The 17,320-nt window shown below is 68.8% G+C and carries 17 protein-coding genes; 6 read left to right on the top strand and 11 right to left on the bottom strand.

Annotated features, from left to right (window positions below):
* Window positions 1–18 precede the first annotated feature (18 nt).
* Genes EV138_RS24230 through EV138_RS24210 form a run of 5 tightly spaced genes read right to left on the bottom strand, consistent with a single transcriptional unit; the run spans window position 19 to window position 6,021 of the window.
* Window positions 19–1,071, bottom strand: a complete 1,053-nt coding sequence (locus EV138_RS24230) for a pyridoxal-phosphate dependent enzyme (protein WP_202866810.1) — start codon at window positions 1,069–1,071, stop codon at window positions 19–21.
* Window positions 1,068–2,732, bottom strand: coding sequence for an ABC transporter ATP-binding protein (locus EV138_RS24225; RefSeq protein ID WP_133981076.1), 1,665 nt, complete (start codon window positions 2,730–2,732; stop codon window positions 1,068–1,070). The genes EV138_RS24230 and EV138_RS24225 overlap by 4 nt, the downstream gene beginning before the upstream one ends.
* On the bottom strand, window positions 2,729–3,520 hold the full coding sequence (locus EV138_RS24220; protein ID WP_238158447.1) for an ABC transporter permease: 792 nt from the start codon (window positions 3,518–3,520) through the stop codon (window positions 2,729–2,731). The genes EV138_RS24225 and EV138_RS24220 overlap by 4 nt, the downstream gene beginning before the upstream one ends.
* A 29-nt stretch (window positions 3,521–3,549) precedes the next feature.
* Window positions 3,550–4,488 carry an ABC transporter permease gene (locus EV138_RS24215; protein ID WP_133981074.1) on the bottom strand — a complete coding sequence of 313 codons (939 nt, stop codon included), beginning with the start codon at window positions 4,486–4,488 and terminating at the stop codon, window positions 3,550–3,552.
* A complete protein-coding gene (locus EV138_RS24210; protein WP_133981073.1) occupies window positions 4,489–6,021 on the bottom strand; it encodes an ABC transporter substrate-binding protein in 1,533 nt (510 codons plus the stop codon).
* A 219-nt stretch (window positions 6,022–6,240) separates the two neighbouring features.
* Between EV138_RS24210 and EV138_RS24205 the strand changes: the two genes are divergently transcribed.
* Window positions 6,241–7,422, top strand: coding sequence for a DUF6236 family protein (locus EV138_RS24205; RefSeq protein WP_133981072.1), 1,182 nt, complete (start codon window positions 6,241–6,243; stop codon window positions 7,420–7,422).
* Here EV138_RS24205 and EV138_RS24200 read toward each other — a convergent pair.
* From EV138_RS24200 to EV138_RS24180, 5 genes are all read right to left on the bottom strand, one after another.
* Window positions 7,416–7,955, bottom strand: a complete 540-nt coding sequence (locus EV138_RS24200) for a MarR family winged helix-turn-helix transcriptional regulator (protein ID WP_133981071.1) — start codon at window positions 7,953–7,955, stop codon at window positions 7,416–7,418. The two genes, EV138_RS24205 and EV138_RS24200, sit on opposite strands and share 7 nt — an antisense overlap.
* Before the next feature lie 45 nt (window positions 7,956–8,000).
* Entirely contained in the window at window positions 8,001–8,981 is a 981-nt protein-coding gene (locus EV138_RS24195) for a CopD family protein (RefSeq protein WP_133981070.1), read from the bottom strand.
* Complete coding sequence (locus tag EV138_RS24190) at window positions 8,978–9,490, bottom strand: copper resistance CopC family protein (protein ID WP_133981069.1); 513 nt, start codon at window positions 9,488–9,490, stop codon at window positions 8,978–8,980. Before EV138_RS24190 ends, EV138_RS24195 begins: the two co-directional genes overlap by 4 nt.
* Before the next feature lie 2 nt (window positions 9,491–9,492).
* Window positions 9,493–10,170, bottom strand: a complete 678-nt coding sequence (locus EV138_RS24185; RefSeq protein WP_133981068.1) for a YcnI family copper-binding membrane protein — start codon at window positions 10,168–10,170, stop codon at window positions 9,493–9,495.
* 61 nt (window positions 10,171–10,231) lie between these two features.
* On the bottom strand, window positions 10,232–10,825 hold the full coding sequence (locus EV138_RS24180) for a hypothetical protein (protein ID WP_133981067.1): 594 nt from the start codon (window positions 10,823–10,825) through the stop codon (window positions 10,232–10,234).
* Window positions 10,826–10,970: 145 nt separating this feature from the next.
* On the opposite strand from EV138_RS24180, the gene EV138_RS24175 reads away from it, so the two are divergent.
* The 5 genes from EV138_RS24175 (at window position 10,971) to EV138_RS38510 (ending at window position 16,983) form a co-directional block, all read left to right on the top strand.
* The gene (locus EV138_RS24175; protein WP_133981066.1) at window positions 10,971–11,498 is read left to right on the top strand and encodes a SigE family RNA polymerase sigma factor; all 528 of its coding nucleotides are present in this window, start codon (window positions 10,971–10,973) and stop codon (window positions 11,496–11,498) included.
* 1 nt (window position 11,499) lies between these two features.
* Entirely contained in the window at window positions 11,500–12,210 is a 711-nt protein-coding gene (locus tag EV138_RS24170) for a hypothetical protein (protein ID WP_133981065.1), read from the top strand.
* 49 nt (window positions 12,211–12,259) lie between these two features.
* Window positions 12,260–13,105 carry an ROK family protein gene (locus EV138_RS24165; RefSeq protein ID WP_238158319.1) on the top strand — a complete coding sequence of 282 codons (846 nt, stop codon included), beginning with the start codon at window positions 12,260–12,262 and terminating at the stop codon, window positions 13,103–13,105.
* A 36-nt stretch (window positions 13,106–13,141) separates the two neighbouring features.
* On the top strand, window positions 13,142–13,843 hold the full coding sequence (locus EV138_RS24160) for a pentapeptide repeat-containing protein (RefSeq protein WP_133981064.1): 702 nt from the start codon (window positions 13,142–13,144) through the stop codon (window positions 13,841–13,843).
* Window positions 13,844–14,043: 200 nt separating this feature from the next.
* Entirely contained in the window at window positions 14,044–16,983 is a 2,940-nt protein-coding gene (locus EV138_RS38510; protein WP_133981063.1) for a helix-turn-helix transcriptional regulator, read from the top strand.
* Here EV138_RS38510 and EV138_RS24150 read toward each other — a convergent pair.
* Window positions 16,977–17,252, bottom strand: coding sequence for a hypothetical protein (locus EV138_RS24150; protein WP_133981062.1), 276 nt, complete (start codon window positions 17,250–17,252; stop codon window positions 16,977–16,979). The genes EV138_RS38510 and EV138_RS24150 overlap by 7 nt on opposite strands.
* Window positions 17,253–17,320 lie beyond the last annotated feature (68 nt).

The following is a 17,320-nucleotide window of genomic DNA, read 5'->3' as shown; positions in this document are numbered from 1 at the left end:
AGCGCTGGGGCACAGACTCTAATGCGACGGAGTCGCAGATGGAAACTCTTCGCGCCGGAGTTGGGCCGACTCGCGCCGGTCCCAGGACATCGCCGACCACGGAACGGCGAGATCGTCCAGCGACTCGATCTCGCGCGGCCGCATCGCGTTCATCGGCCGCGCCTCGGCGTGCCGGGCGAAGGCCGATTCGACGTACCGGGTGCCGGTGTCGGCCGCGAGGAAGACGTGCTGCCGGCTGCTGTCGCAGTTGTGCTCCCACAACGCGGACAGGTACGCCGCGCCCGCGGACAGCCCGGCGAAAACCCCGGAGGTGCGGAGCAGATCGACCGCGGCCGACATCGCATAGTCGAAGGAGACCCAGTGCAGCCGGTCGTACAGGTCGTGCCGCACGTTGCGGAACTCGATCGAGCTGCCGATCCCCGCGATGATCATCTCCGGGTCCTGCGTGTGCCCGGCGCCGAAGGTGATGCTGCCGAACGGCTGGACGCCGACCAGGTTCACGTCCCGCCCGCGCCGGCGCAGGAACTCCGCGATCGCGCCGGTCGACGCTCCCGTCCCCACGCCGCCGACCAGGCAGAGCGGTCCCGACGGCACGAGTTCGGCGACGAGATCCGCGACCGCGCCGTAGCCGAGGTAGTGGATGTCGTCGTGGTACTGCCGCATCCAGTGGTACGTCGGGTTGTCGCGCAGGATCTCGGCGATCCGGCGGACCCGCAGGTTCTGGTCCAGTTGCAGGTTGTTCGACGACGGCACCTGCTCGACCGTGGCGCCGAGGATCTCCAACTGGATCTTGAGCGTCCGGTCGACGGTGGTCGAGCCGACGATGTGGCACTTCATCCCGTACCGGTGGCAGGCCAGCGCGAGCGCGTGCGCGTAGATCCCGCTGGAGGAGTCGATCAGGGTGTCCCCCGGCTTCACCGCGCCGCTGTCGAGCAGGTGCCGGACCGCGCCGAGCGCGGAGTACACCTTCATCGTCTCGAACCGCAGGCAGATCAGCTCGTCGCCCACGCGGATCGGGTCGGGGTCCTTGATCGCCTCGGCCAGATGATCGTGCAATCGGGACGGCTTCATCGCTGCGGTTCGCTCCTCGTGTCGGCACAACTGGTCAGCACGGGCGGAGGTTCTTCTTCTGGTACTACGGCTTCCGGTACTGCGGGCGCGCGCGACCCGGGATCCACAGCGGGCAACCCGACTCCGCTTCGCCCGAGCCGCGCGGCCCTCACCAGCCGCTCGGTCGTTTCGTGAGCCGGCTTCGCCATCACGGTGGCCGGCGGCCCTACTTCAACCACCCGGCCGGCCTCCAGCACCAGCACTCGATCGGCGACCGCCGCGACCAGCCCGAGGTCATGGCTGACCCAGATCAGGGCCATCCCGCTGCCTTGCAGCTCGGACAGCAACTCGACCACCAAGGCGGTTCCGTGCTCGTCGAGCGCTGTGGTGATCTCGTCGCAGATCAGCACCTCGGGACGGGCGAGGAGGGCTCGCGCGATCGCCGCCCGTTGAAGCTCTCCGCCGGACAGCTGACTGGGCGGTCTGGCGGCCACCATTGCCGAGACGCCGAGACGAGCGAGGGTGGCAACGGCTTCGGCTTTCGCCTCGACCGGGCCGACCCCGCGCAGGCGTTCCGCAGTACGGGCTACCTGGTCGTCGACGCGGCGTCGCTCGTCGAAGGAGCCGCGGACCTCCTGCCAGACATATTGGACCTGGCGAGCTTGCTCGGCCGACCGCTTCCGGAGTACGGGAAGTGGCTGATCGGACAGGGTGATCCGGCCGGTGTGCCGCTCGTGCAGGCCGGCCAGACAACGGGCCAGGGTGGTTTTGCCGCTGCCGGAGCGGCCGACGACACCCACGCAACTACCGGGCGGCACGGCCAACTCAACCTCCTGCAGGATCGGATCACGCCCGCGTGTACGCAGCGCAGCGGAGAGATTCATTGCCTGGAGCAACGGTGTTGAAGCGCCAGTGGTTCCCGGCCGGGCCTGGAGTTTTGTTGCGGCTGGAAGAACATCGATACCGCCGGCATCGATCACCCGGCCGGCGTCGAGTACCACGACGTCCTGCGCCAGCGCGCGGACCAGATCGAGATCGTGACTGAGCAACAAGATGCCCAGGCCCCGGTCGGTCAGCTCCCTCAGCTCGCTCACCAACTGCAGCCGGGTGATCGAATCCAGCCCGGTACTCGGCTCGTCCAGCACCAGCACCTTCGGACGGCAGGCAAGCGCCTGCGCCAAGGCGATCCGTTGCCGCTGTCCACCGGAGAACTGATGCGGAAACCTGCGCTGCGTACTGCGATCAGCCGGCAACTGCGCGGCCCGCAGCGCCTCCACCACACCGTCTACCCCGTGGTTGTGCAGCTTGCTCAACTCACCGATCGCCGTACCGATCCGCCTCGCCGGGTTGAGCGCACTCCCCGGGTGCTGGGGCATGTAGGCCACCACGCGTCCCCGGATCGCCGCCGCGGCAGCAAGATCCACGCCGCCACCGCTCGCCGCCCGTGCACCCGGCGCCTCGACCCGCAGCAGATTGACGCCGTCCACTGCGACTTCGCCCGACAGGCGCACTCCTCTGCCGCGTTCGCCCAGCAGCGCAAGGGCTGAAGTCGTCTTGCCCGACCCTGACGCACCGACCAGTGCTGTCACCTGCCCGGGCCAGACCTTGAAGTCCACCCCGTCAACGAGGACGGCTGTCCCTGCCGCAGCAGACAGTCCACGCACTTCCACCAGTGGCTTCATCTGTCCACCAACTCCGTGGCTGTGCGGCGCGAGCGGTGCACCAGGCGATCCGCGAGCAGGTTGAAGCCGAGGGTGAACGCCACCAGCATCAACGCCGGCGCGACCACGGCCCAGGGCTGCAACAGCACGCCCTCCCGGTTGCGCGAGACACTGACCGCCCAGTCGGGCGCGGTCGGGCTCAGCCCCAGACCCAGAAAGTTGACTGAGGCAACAAGGAAGACCGCCAGGGTGATCCGCGTGCCCAGATCGGCCGCGACCGGCCCCAGCACCGAGCGGCCGACGTACCCGAGCTGGATGGCGACCCAACTCTCGCGCTGCATCCGCAACGCCTCGACCACCGGTCCACTGGCGGCATCCAGCGCGGCCGCACGCACCAGCCGCGCCACCGTCGGAACGTTGACCAGGGCAACGGCCAGCGTGATCGCCAACGGCGAGGCCCGCCAGCCGACCGCGACCACACTGATCACCAGCAAGGAGGGCAGTGGCAGCAGTACGTCGAGGGGCCGGATCAGCCCCTCGTCGACCCAGCGATGCCGCGTCGACGCGGCGACCAGTCCGATCGTCCCGCCGATGAGATAGGCGAGCACCACGGCACCCACCGCCATCCCGAGCGCGGTACGGCCGCCGACGAGCAGCAACTGGAGCACGTCCCGTCCGAGCCCGTCCGTCCCGAGCCGCGTACCGCTCTCATAGGGCAGACCCGGCTTCATCTTCAGCGGCACGAACGGACCGAAAATCGCCACCAGCAAGGGAATCAGCACCAGTACAGCGGAGACGGCCACCGGCATACGGGCTCGCAGTGACTGCCAAGGGGCGCTCATCGGAGGAGCTCGGTTCTTGGGACGAGCCGGTTGCAGATGAGGTCGGCGGCGAGGTTGATCAGCAATGCAGCGGCGGCGAGCACCAACGTGAGACCCTGCACCACCGGCACATCGCGGGTCTCGACACCATCCACGAGCGCCGTCGCGAAGCCTGGGATCGCGAAGATCGCCTCGACGACCAGCACTCCGCCCAGCAACGTGTCCCCGGTCCGCGCCAACTCCTGCACACCTGGCACCGCCGCATTCGGCAGCACATGCCGCAACAACAACTGGCGCCGCGGCACTCCGAGGCGCCTCGCCTGTACGACGTACTCCGCGTTCAGCGCGTTGATCGTCCCCGCCCGGACTTGCCGCGACAGCAGACACACCGTCCTGCCGAGCAGCACTGCGACCGGCAGCACCAGCAGCGCCGGGTTGGTGAGCAGTCTGCCGCCGACCCAGGTCGCCGGAAGCCACCCGAGTTTCAGCGAGAACAAGGTAATCAGCACGACCGCGATCACGAAGTCGGGTATCGCACTCAAGGCGAGAGTGATCGACGTGATGACCCGATCGAGCCGCCCGTTCTCGCGGGTGCCCATCACCAGCCCGAGCAGCACGGCCAGCGGGACCACGACTGTCAACGTCGCCAGCGTGAGCACCAACGTCGCGCCGACTGAGGCCTTCACGATGTCGGCGACCGGTCCCCCACTGATCAGCGAGGTCCCGAGATCGCCGGTCAGCACGTTCCCGAACCAGTGCGTGAACCGCTCGATCGCGGGCTCGTCCAGGCCGAGTTGCGACCGAAGCCGGGCCACCTGGTCAGGCGTGAGCGTCTCCGTGAACCGCATATCGGCGGCGTCGCCCGGCAGCAACGCGGTCAGGACGAACACCAGGATCGACAAGACAGCCAGTTGCGCCAGGGCCAGGACGGCCCGCTGCGCGGCGTACGACCGCATTCAGGCCAGCCACACCTTGTCGAAGCGGCCGGAGTCGAGCGTGTTCGGCGGCACCGCCTGGACGCCCTGCAGCTTCGGCGAGATCGCGACCAGGAAGTCCGGATGCCCCCACGCGAGGATGCCGCCCTCGTCTCGCAACGTCTTCTGCAGTACGCCGTACTTCGCCTCGCGCGCCGCCTCGTCCGTCTGCACCTGGGCCGCCGCGAACGCCGCGTCGAAGGCCGGCCGGCGCCAGTGCGTCACGTTGAACGGCGACTTGGTGAGCAACCGATCGGTGATGTACTGCGGGATCGGCATCGCGCCTGAGCGGTGACTTCCGATCACTCCCTTGGTGAGCAGGTCCTTCGCATAGGTCTGCGCGCTTCCGGTCGTCACCTTGAGCTTCACGCCGGCCTCGGCGACCTGCTCGGCGAACAACGTGGCGGCCTCGACGAATCCTGCGGAGGCGTCCGAGGTGAAGATCTCCACCTCCTTACCGATCAGACCGGCCTTCTTCAGCAACGCCTTGGCCTGGTCGACGTCGCGCTCCCGCTGTGGCAGGTCGGCCGGGTAATACTGAAACCCCTTGCCGAACAGGTCGTTGCCCACGGCACCCCGCCCGGCCAGTACGACGTCGACCAGCCGCTGCCGGTCCGCGAGCAGCTTGAAGGCCAGCCGGACATCGGAGTTGTCGAACGGCGGCCGGTCGACCTTCATCACGAACGCCTGTGTGGTCGATCCCTTCGCCGCAACGATCTTGACGGCCCGGCCGGCCTCGGCCGTGCGAGCGAACGTAGCGGTCATCTCGTTCGCGTACTCCGCCTGGCCACCCTGTACTGCGTTCGCCCGGGCTTCAGCGTCGGCGGAGAGGATCTGCAGTTCCTCGATCCTCGCGGGTCCGTCCCAGTAGTCGTCGAACCTGGTGGCGACCATCGAGCGGCCTGGTTCGAAGGAGGAGTACCGGAAAGCGCCGGTTCCGTTCGGTTCGGCGGGGTTCTTGAATCCGTCGCGGACGATCTGGGTGCCGATTCCGGCCAGCAGGGCAGGGAATTCCGCGTTCGGTGCCGCCAGGGTCAGCTCGACCGTGCGCCGGTCGATCGCCTTGCAGCGCCGGAGGTCGAGGGCGGCGAGCGACGACTGCGCGACCCGCTCGGGCGCGTTCGGATCGGCGATGCGAGCGAGGCTGTAGAGCACGTCCTGGCTCGTCAACGCCTTGCCGTCGTGGAAAGTGACGTCCCGCAAGGTGAATCGCCAGGTCGCGGCCTGCGCGTCCGCCTCCCACTTCGTCGCGAGCCGCGGCACCGGCTTGAGATCGGGGCCGAGCTCGACCAGCTTCTCGTACAAGGCTTTGTGCCGGGCGATGTCGACGAACAGGCTCTGCAGATGCGGATCGAGCACCTCCTTGGCGCCACCACCGGCGAACACCGCGCGCAGCCGGCCGCCGGACTTCGGAGCCGCCGCGGGGCTGTCGCCCGAGCCGCAGCCGCTGACCGCGGCAACGGCCAAACCACCTGCCAGGCTGAGGAATCCTCGTCTGTTCAGAGCTTCGGACATCCGCATTTCCTTCACGGTAAGTGGGCTCCAGCGAGGAGTGGTCGCCGGATCGAATCCTGCCGTTAATGAAAATCGTTGTCAAATTCAGGCGCATCTGAACGGACCCCACACATTCTTCCGCCACCCCGGATCCCCTCGCCGACCGTAACGGCGTGTCACCATCACCTACCCTTGAGCACTCGTAGTCACCGCGCGGCCGCTGTATCCTCGCGTCGAGGCATGGACGAACCAGGGGGAAGGGCGATGCACGAGGCCGGCTTGTACTTCCCGTTCATTCACGTCCGCGACGACGACTGGCTCAAGCTGGCACTGCTCTACTGGCCACGGCTCTACCGGTTGGTCCCACCCGACTACCAGACGAGCGACAGCCGGACCGCCCGCGAATTCGATGCTGCCGGTCTGCTCCACACGATGGAACCGATCAAGGACTCCGACGCCAACGCGTTCTTCAGAACCTTGCTCGCGAACGTCGACAAGCTCGGCGACTACACCACGGCGCGGGCCAAAGCAGAGTCAGCGGGTCGGCAGCTGCCCACCTCGTCAGCAGATGGACCTGTCGAGGGCGACCTTGCCTTGATCCACAGCGCGAAGCTCAGCACTTCCTTCGTCTACGAACTTCGGCGCGCGGGCCTGGCGGAACTCCGGGCGAGGCTTCCCGGCGGCCATCGGTGGATCGGCGTGCACCCGACCCTCGGGGCCGCCTACATGACGGCGCTGGCCAATGAGCTCGGCAGCCGGCTGCGGTTGGAGCCGTTGACCGACCAGACGGATCTGCGCATCGCGGCTCCGAACAACGGCATAGCGTCCGCGCTCGACCTCCTGCTCGGCCGGTCCGCCGATCACCGTCCTGACCCGGCAGCCGGGGTCGATGAATACGTGATGCTCGCCCTCCAGTGCGTCCGGCCGAAGGCAATGGGGCAGGTCTCGGCCGAGCAGATCGTTGATTGCCGGGAGAACCTGGCCGCCGAACTCGCCGACTTCCGGGCCTTCGTCGAGACGCAGAAGCAGGAACTGACCGCCATCACCTCCTTGCCGCCCGGGCAGCGCAAGCTCGATGCGTTCGCCGACCACGTGCACGACACTGTCGAAGCGCCCCTGCAGAGACTCGAACGCGGACTCCAATTGCACAAGCTGGACACTGTGCGGACGATGCTCGTCACCGGCACGCTGGCAGCTCCGCCACTGGCGGGCATGGCACTGGAACAGCTGGGGGCAGGTGGCACTGTCGGGATGTCGGTCGGCACAGTCGCCGCGATGGGAGCCGCCTGGTGGCAGGTACGCGCTGCCCGGGAGTCCGCTCGTGCGAAGTCCCCGCTCTGCTACTTGCTCGACCTCCGCGACGAACTGACCCCGAAGACCATCGCCGGCAGGTTCCAGCGGATCGTGAAGGGCAGCTACTGACCGCTCTGGGCGACCAACGACCGGCCGTCCTCAGGGGAGGAGACGTCGCTGTCGGACGGATCGGTGCGACAGAGGTCGCGGGCCGGGAGGTTGGCGAGGATGCGGTCGAGGAGAGTGGTGAGGGTGTCCTGCTCCTCGCGGGTGAGGGCGTCGAGTAGGTAGCTGCGCACAGCGTCGACGTGGTCCGGGGACGCGGCGTCGACGGCGGTGCGGCCGGCGTCCGTCAGGCGGATCATCGAGCCGCGGGCGTCGGATTCGCACTCCTCGCGGGTGACCAGGCCGCGCTTCTCCATCCGGCTGACCTGGTGCGACAACCGGCTGCGCTCCCAGCCGATGGCCCGGCCGAGATCGCGCGTACGCAGTACGCCGTGAGGCGCGTTCGACAGCGGCTGCAGGAGGGCGTACTCCGCGCCGGACAGCCCCGAGTTCTTGATCAGCCGCGTTTCGAGCGCGCTGAGCAACTCGCGGTGGCTGTCACGGTACGACTTCCACAGATGCGCCTCGCGCGCATCGAGCCACCGTGTCTGGGCCATCCACCCATCGTAGCGGCCATCGTTGACATATCACCTAGGTCGGACTCATGGCGTTCGGGACAGCGCCACCGCGAGACCTACGGTCGCCGCCATCAGAATCAACTCCCCAGCGGCCAGCCGCCAAAAGGCGGCCGGGCGATCCGCGAGAGCCGGCAGCGTGGCCTTGCGATGCCACCACCCGATGACCACGAGCGCGGTGAAAGCGACAGCCTTCGCGAAGACCAGGGCTCCATACCCGCTGGTCACCCATTGCGTGATCAGCCCCCAGCCGTCTTCACGTCCACCCAGGTGGATCTCCCCCGTCAGCAACCCGGTAGCGCCGACACACACCGCGCAGATCAACGCCATGGCGCTGAAGCGCTCGACCGCGTTCCGGTCCCGCGTGTACCGCAGGAGCGCACCCAGCCCACCGATCCACACCGTCACCGCGAACACATGGACAACAAGTGAGCCGGTGGCCAGCACAGACCAGAACGTGGTCCGCTCGATCGCCCCGTGCCCGTTGAGCAACGGCCCCACGAGCGCGGCCGCTGCCAGACCAAGACAGACCCGCGCCGTAGCGACAGTCCGGCACCCACTGAGCACGACCGCGAGGATCGCTGTCAGCACGATGGTGACTGCCAACGCCCTGACCTGATTCAGACCACCCGCGAGCTCGGCATGCTCACCAAGATGAGACAGCGGTACGCCGAGGATCACGGCCGCGGTTGTCACCAGTCCCCCGAGGCTCGCGACCGCCCACACCCCGGCGACGACGGCCGCGTCCTGAACCGCCCGAAGCCCTTGCCCACCGAGCTTTCCGCCATCACCGGGTAGCAGCACCACCGCCGCAAGCAGGGCACCGACGCAAGCGATGGCAGCAAGATCAGCCACGAACCGTAGTACGGGAAGGGCCCAGGACACCGGCATGCTCGCGCCCGAAAGCCCCGCAGGCAATGGTTTCGGCGCACCGCCGGCAGCCAGCAGGGCAACCACCAGTACTGCGATGCCTGCGGCAACTACCCCGATCGCGAGGAGCTTCCTCATTGCGCGGCGGGTCGGCGGCGGACGATCACGATCGCCAAGGCGACGACCACCAGCATCACCAGCACCATGGCGACGATCACCACGACGTTCGAGTTGCCCTGAGTAGTCGAGGGCTGGTTCGTGACGACGCTGCCCGGCGCGTGCCCGGCATGCGTCACGGTGAAGCCGGCACTGACCGTGATCGGATGTCCGTCGGCGGAGACGATCCGGGCGTCGACGGTGTACTTACCGGCCTCGATCATGGCCCCGACCGGCTGCGTCACCTTGTTGTCGATCACCTGGACATCGCCGGTCGACACGTTGTTCCCGGACGGCGACTTCACCTGGACCTCGGCCCCGGTACTCCCGACCGGTTCGTTGAACGTCAGGACCACCTGCGTCGGCGGCGCCGCCATCGTCGAACCGTCGGCAGGCGACATGGATTCCAGCTTGGCGTGCGCCGCCGCCGGCCCGGTGGCAACCACCAGGGCCAGCAGCGACGCGACCAGTACTGCGATCAGCCGGCGCACGATTACGGCTTCGCCTTACGCGATCGCAGGCCGAACCCGAGCCCGAGCAGGCCGACGAGCAACCCGGCGCCGCCGAGGACCCGGGCGACGTCGTCCGGCTTCGTCTCCGCCGTGGTCGCGGCGACCGGAGTGATCGCGGCGGCCAACTGCAGGGACGGTGCCGGGTGCTCCGGCTTGTCCGCGCCGTCCTTGGCGATCTCCTCCCACTTCACCACCTCGCCGTCACTGTACGTCTGGACCGACGGGAAGCTGAGCGAATCAACGCCTTCGGGCAACCGGCCGACCGACAGCGCGAACTCGTCGAAGTCGTTCGGCGGAACACCGGCGGTGCCGGGCACCGCGGACCAGGTGACGGTCGTGATCGCCTCGGTCAGCGTGACATCGCCGACCTTCACCGGCGCGGCCAGCTTCTCCTTGGTCTTCTGGACCTTCCAGCCGTCCTTCACCTGGGCGCCGACGCCGGCGAACGGATGATCCTTGGGCAACGTGACGACCAGCTTCGTCGTACCGGCCGTCTCTGACTCGCTCGGGACCCGGAACACCAGCTTGGCGTAGCCGCCCGGCTTGGCATCCGGCGAGGACACGGTGACGTGGGCCGACGCCGAGGTAGCGGCGCCGGCCAGGACGAGCGCTGCGGCCGCGGCGATCGCGGCAGCGCGGAGTACGAATCTCTTGGGCATGGCTGTGGAACCTTTCGCGGACACACGGGTTCAGCCGGTCCGCGGGCATTCCCGGGGCCGGTCAGGACGAGGCGAACAACAGGTGTCCGGCCGGCGGCCCGCGCCGCGATCCGTTCGAGTTCAGCCACCGCTGGGTCAGCGGCGGCTCCGGTACCGCGGTCAGCGGGCGACGCACCGCCGGTACGACGATCAGGCCGGCCGGGAGCTCAGGGACCAGGCGCGCGAGGATCCGCAGTACGCGAACGGCCCAGTCGTGTGCTCGACCGACCACAAACACGCCCATGAGCAACGCCAGCAGGTGGGTCGCCGTCATCGTCAACGCGCTGTGCCCCGGGGACTCGGTTGCCCCAGGCATCGGCATGTCCATCGGCATCGCCATGTCCATGGGCATTTCGTGAACGTGCGCGACCGGTTCGGAGTGCGTCGAGTTCAGCGTGAGATGGACGATGAGCTGCACCGCAGCCAGTACTCCGACCGCCAGCGCCCGACGCCCGGCGAGGAACTCACCAAGCAACCAGCACACCCCCGCGAGCGCGAGAAGCTGGGGAACCACAACGAGCGGGACCGACGCGCCGGAGACCAGGACGTGCCCGCCTACCGCAACCGCGACGCCGAGCGTCACGACAGCGGAGGTCGCACTCGTCTCGGCACGCAAAACCGGTCACCTTCGTCGTCAGGGCGGACAGCCGCTGTCCATCGTTCCACAAGCTTTACGATCGGACCGGCGCCAGTAGTTCCGGGCGATGCAACCGATTCCGCGCTCACCACGTTCATAACCCGACAACACGAAGGGGTGACGGGTGAAAAGCAGCGCGGAGAGTGAGTACGTCGAGTTCGTGACGCACCACGCCGACCGGTTGTGCCGTACGGCGTACCTCCTGTGCGGCGACTGGCGGCGAGCCGAGGACGCGACCCAGGAGGCCCTGATCCGGCTCTACCGGGTCTGGCCCAGGATCCAGCGCAAAGGCGGGATCGGGGCGTATGCCCGCAAGGTCGTGGTCTCGACGACGCTGGACGCGCTGCGGCCCCGCTCGAGCCGGGAGGTGGTCGGAGGTTCGGCGTACTTCACCGCGGCGGCGGATCCGGCCGACCCGATCGGACTGGCCGAGAGCCGGCTGGTGATCGTCCGGGCACTGGCGCAGTTGCCTCCCCGGCAACGGGCCTGCGTCGTACTGCGGTACTTCGACGAACTGTCCGTCGACGAAACGGCGGCCACCCTCGGTTGCCGTCCCGGCACCGTCAAGAGCCAGACCACGCGCGCCCTGGACCGCTTGCGCGCCGAGCTGGCCCCTTCGGAACTCAGCGATTTCGCCGGACATGGAGGCTGACATGACAACGCAGGATCTCAAGACCCAACTGGACGAGGCCACGGACCGCCCGACCGCCTTCGTTCCTGACCTCGACCACCTGCTGGCCGCCGGTCGCCGCCGCGCCCGCTCCCACTTCGCGGTCACCGTCGCGGGCACGGTGGCAGCGGTTGCCGTCGCGGCCACCGCTGGTGCGATCGCCCTGGACCAGGGCGGCAGCAGCGGACCCAGTGTTCTCCCGGCACCACCACCGGCCGGACAGGCGACGAGCAGCGCCACCGTCCCGAAGCTGGTGACCAAGTGCTTGGACGAGGCCGGCCAGCCGGCGCCGAAGGGTGCGGACAAGTGGCAGCCGATGGTTTCCGTCAAGAACAAGTACGGGTCCAGCGCCGTACGCCGCTCCGCGGGACAGCTCGCCTTCTGCATCGAGTTCTCCGGCAAGCCGACCAACGCCACCCGGCAGGTTCTGCTCCCGAAGGCGTCGGTCTGGCTGATCCCGGCCTGCAAGACCGACCCGACCTGCACCGAGCTCATGACGGTCTTCATGGGCCAATTGCCCGCGAAGGCGGTCCGGGTGACCGTGACGCCGTCCGGGGACGGGAAGCCGGTCGATGCGACGATCCGGGACGGCTTCTTCGCCTGCCACTGGGTGACGGTACCCGATCCCAGCCGGCCGGCGATGGCGAGGATCTACGATGCCGCCGGCCGGGAGCTAGGGCACTACCGAGTCTGAGGTGCCTTGCCTTTGGCAACCGGTCTGCTTCGTCGGGGATGATGGGCGGATGGGTGTGTCGGAAATGGTGGCTGTGCTGGAGGTTGGCGGGAGTCATGTGACGGCGGCTTCGGTGCGGCCGGGATCGTGGGACGTCGAGGTGGCGCAGCGGGCGGCGCTGGACTCGAAGGGGTCGGCCGGGGCGATCGTCGCAGCGTTCGCGGCGGCGGCCAGACAGTTGCCGTTGGCAAATGGTTTGGTGATGGCGTTGCCCGGGCCGTTCGACTACGAGACCGGGGTCGCCGGGTACCGGTTGGACAAGTTCGCCGCGCTCTACGGGCTGGATCTCGGTGCGGCGCTGCGGGAGTCACTCGGAGTCGAGCGCGTGGTGTTCCTGAACGACGCGGAGGCGTTCTCGGTCGGCGAGTGGACCGTAGGCGAACTGCGCGGTCAGGACCGTTGTATCGGCGTCACCATCGGGACCGGGATCGGCTCGGGCTTCCTCGACGACGGCCGGGTCGTGCGGACCGGCGACACCGTGCCGCCGGGCGGCGAGCTCTACCGCACGGAGTACCGCGGGAAACCGCTGGAGGACTGGATCTCCGCCCGAGCGATCCTGCGTCTGTACTCCGAGCGCGCGGGCTCCCTGCCGCAAGGCTGGGGCGTGAAGGAGGTCGCCGATCACGCGCGGGGCGGGGACGAGATCGCTCGTCAGGTGCTGCTGGATTCCTTCGGGGTGCTGGCCGAGGTGGTGGCGTCGTGGGTCACCCGGTTCGGCGCGAGCCGCGTAGTACTGGGTGGTTCGATCTCCGGGGCTTTCGATGTGGTCGAGTCGGTCTTCCCGTTCCCTGCGACGGCGACGGCCGATACGGAGCACTCGGCGATCCTGGGTGCGGCCGCACACTTCACCCGCTGACGCCGGCCTGGGGGTGGCTGCGGCTACGGTGATCGGATGGCCGCTCGCAAACCTGCTGTCCGGATCGCCGTACCCCGTCTTCGGGCTCACCTCGACGCGTACGAGGTGGGACCGGACGGGCTGGAGGACGAGGATCGGCTGACCGATGTCACGCTCGACGAGCAGGATCTCAGCGACGTCGTCGCCCAGCACGTGGAGATCAGCGGCGGGCGGCTGACCCGGTGCAATTTCGGCGGTTCGGACCTCGAGAAGGCGATCCTGGTCGACGTCGTCCTCGATCACTGCGATCTGGCCAACGCTCGCTGGTCGGACGCGTCGGGGACCCGGCTGGCGGTGACGTCGTCCCGGCTGACCGGGTTCGCCGGGCCTGGGCTGAGCCTGCAACATGTGACGATCCGCGACTCGGTGCTCGACCTCAGCTCGTTCCGGTTCGCGAAGTTCGTGAAGGTCGAGTTCACCGACTGCCGGCTGCAGAACGCCGACTTCGTCTCCGCCGACCTGACCGGCACCGTCTTCCGCCGCTGCGACCTCACCGGAGTCGAGTTCTCCCAGGCCCGCGCCCCCGGCGCCGTCTTCGTCGACTGCCGCTGGGACGGCACCAAAGGCATCGCCAGCCTGACCGGCACCAAGATCGCCAACTCGTCCCCCATCGACACCCTCGCCGTAACCACCGCCCTGGCCTCAGCCCTGGGCATCACCCTCACCTCCCCAGACGACCACCCCGAAACAGTCGGTTGACCATCGCCTGCGCCCCCGAGACCCGGCGTGCACCAGCCCGGACGATCGCCGGAGCATCTGGCTCCCCCCTCCCCTTGATGAACAGCCGGAAGCAGTTGGCTGCCCCTCGCCGGGCTCACCCGAGGCCGCGCCTGGTCATGGTGCGACGACTGGTCGGAATGCTCTGTGCAATCGTGAGTGGCGGGTGTTGACTGGGGCGCATGAGGCCGTTGCGGGCCGATCATCGTTTTGCCGGACGTGCTCCCGAACAGCAGCTCCTCGGCGATGCCGTCCGGGCCGCGATCGGTGGCGCGCCCAGGGCGATCGTCATCCACGGCGAGGCGGGGATCGGCAAGACCCGGCTCGCGCGCGAGACCTGCCGCGATCAGCAACTGACCGCGCTGTGGGGATCCTGCGTGCATTTCGGCGGCGCCTCTGTCCCGTTCGCCCCGATCACCGGCCTCCTGCAGGACTGGCTGACCCGGGCCGACGAGGCCGAGCGGACCGAACTCCTCACCGGCACCGACGGACTCACCACGCTGCTGCCCGCGCTCGGCGTCGCCGACGGAACCGACACCACCAGGCTGCCGATGCTCGTCGACCTCGTCGTCAACCGGATCGCGGCGCGCCGTCCGACGATCGTCGTGATCGACGATCTGCAATGGGCCGACGTCGCCTCGCTGGATGTGCTGTCCTACCTGATCGCCGGGTTCCGCACCCAGCCGCTGGTGCTGATCGCGACCTGCCGTACCGAGGAACGTCCCGAGGGGCACCCGCTGCACTCCTGGCTGGCGGACATGCGCCGGATGCCGCACTTCGCCGAGATCCACCTGCGGCCGCTGGATCTCGACGCCACGAGCGAGCAGCTCGAAGGCCTGCTCGGCCGGGCACCCGACCTCGACCTGGCCACCCAGGTGCTGGCCAGGTCCGACGGCAATCCCTATCTCGTCGAGCTGCTGGCGCGGGACCTCTCGGGAACAGAGACCACCCTCCCGGCAACAGTCCCCGCGGCATTACGGGACGCCCTGCTCGCGGCGTGGCACGGGCTGTCCGGCGACGCCCGACGACTCACCAGGGTCCTCGCGGTCGGCGGCCGCCCCACCGCGCCGGCTGTGCTGACGGAAGTGGCGGCCGGCGTCGGAATCGCCCCCGACGCGATCATCCCCAGCCTGGTCGATGCGCAGGATCGTGGCGTCGTGGAGACCTCCGACGGACTCTGGTGGTTCCGTCATCCCTTGCTGGCCGAGGTTCTGTACGACGGTCTGCCGGCCCCGGAAGCCGCCAAGGTGCACGCCGGCTACGTCGGCGTCCTCGAAGCTCTGCCCACTGGTGTCGGCGATGCGCCGGCTGCCGATCTCGCGGTCCACAACGAGCGCGCCGGATCGCTGGACGCGACGTACCGGTGGTCGCTGGTGGCAGCCGACCAAGCGGCCCGGCTGCGGGCGCCGACCGAGGAGGCGATCCAGCTTCGCCGCGCCTGCGAGCTCCGGGACAGGGTGTCCCCAGCGGTCCGCGGCAGCCGGAACGACCGGATCGAGCTGCTCCGCCGGGCGAGTGAGGTCTGCAGCCGCGCAGGCTGGCCCGAGCTGACGTTGTCCCTTCTCACTGACGCTTTGGACCTGGTGGACAAGAGCAAGGAGCCGTTGCTGGCTTGCGAGCTGCTCGTCGTCAGGTGCAACGCGCGCTGGGAGGTCACAACGCCCATGGACGGGGACATGGACGACATCTTCGAAGCGATCCGGCTCACGGCCGACTTGCCGCCGAGCGCGGAGCGGGCCTTGGCGTTCGCCGAACTGGCCGGGACCGAGTCGTTCACCGACCCCGTCAAGGCGTTGACCCATGCGCAGGAGGCCGTGCGGATCGCGCGGGCGTCAGGCTCGACGCGCGCCCTCGCGCAGGCACTCGGCGCGCGTGCGGCCTCTTGGGGCTACGAGACGCCGGTGCCTGCGCTCGCCGACGCCGAGCTCTCCGTGCAGTTGGCGAGATCGTGCGGGGCCACCTCCCTGGTGGCCGAATCGGGCATCTGGCAGTTCAACGCTCTGCACGCACTCGGTCGCTGGAAGGATGCGGCCGAGACAGCTCGCGCCGCCTTCGAGGACGCCATCGCCGCAGGGCACGGAATCTGGGCCTACTTCCTGGCCTTCCAGTCGGCTGCCGACTTCCTGCTCCTCGGCCGCTGGGACGAGTGCCGGACGCTGCTGCGGACCGCCTTGGCCGCGCGATGCGGCGGCATTCCGGGCGCAGGAATCAGGTTGACCGCTTGTCTCCTCGCCGTCCGAACCGGCCGAACCGAAGAGGCACGGCAGCATTTCGATCGCGCGCTGGAGTTGATCTCCGAAGAATTCTCGCCACTGCGCCAGCCGATGACACAGGCCGGCATCGAGTTGATGCTCGCCGAGGGCAGAGCACCGGAAGCGTTGGCCTTTGCACGACCCCGGTTGACCACCCCTGGTCAGCCACCCGATGCGTATGACGACGACGTCCTTCCCTTCTATGCCCAGGCGGCGGCCGAGTGCGCGCGCACGGCCCGCGACAACGGCGATCGTGCCGGCGCCGCGGCAGCCACGGGCGTGATCGAGGATCTCGTCGACGGGTGGGGCCGGCCCCTGTTCGGGCTCGACCGGGCAGACGTCGAGGTCCAGGCGATGAGCGAGGCCGTCTTCGTTGCCGAGGTCGCCCGATGCCGGGACAGTCCACACCAGGCCGAGCTCTGGCGAAGGGCAGCCGATGCGTGCGGGAGCACCGGAAACCGCTGGCATCAGGCGGTCGCGCAGTGGCGGTGTGCCGAGGCCGGGCTGGCCGGCGGCTGGACGCCGACAAAGGCGGGCGACCTGCTGCGGCAGGCCCACCGTTGTGCGGTCGAACTCGGCGCCAGGCCGTTGCAGGCCGACATCGAAGGCCTGGCCCGGCGGGCGAAGATCGAACTCCGCGAGTCGATGCCGGTCGGGCCTACACCGGCGACCGTGCTGGCCGGGCTGACCAGCAGGGAGCGGGAGGTGCTCGCCCTCCTCGTCGCCGGCCGGTCCAACGGGGAGATCGCGAAGGAGCTCTTCATCAGCGACAAGACAGTCAGTGTGCATGTCTCCAACATCCTCCGGAAGACCGCCACCTCCAGCAGAGTGGAGGCGGCGGCCCTGGCGGAGCGCCTGTCCGGTCAGTGAGCACCGAGCGGATGACGCCGCCGGTAGACCCACAGGGCGGACAGGGCGATACCGGCACCACCGATGGCGCTAGCGCCCGCTTGCAGTCCTTCGGCCAGAGCATCGTCGACCTCGGTGACGGTGGCTGGGCCGGGGACAGGGACGGTCACCACGCTTTCGCGGTAGGCGTCGTCGGGGTAGATCACTCGCGCCGACGCCTGGGCCGAACCGGCCAGGACGATCCCGCAGGCCACTGCGGGGATGGCGACGAGGGTGTAGATGTGCTTCATGGTTCCTCCTCACGGCGCGGATCGCCGTCTGCATCCACCGTGCGGCGAGGAGCAGATAAGCCACATCA

It is taken from the genome of Kribbella voronezhensis (assembly GCF_004365175.1).
Classification (GTDB): Bacteria; Actinomycetota; Actinomycetes; order Propionibacteriales; family Kribbellaceae; genus Kribbella; species Kribbella voronezhensis.
The sequence above is the reverse complement of the archived record's forward strand: the minus strand, read 5'-3'. Positions and strand labels throughout refer to the sequence as shown.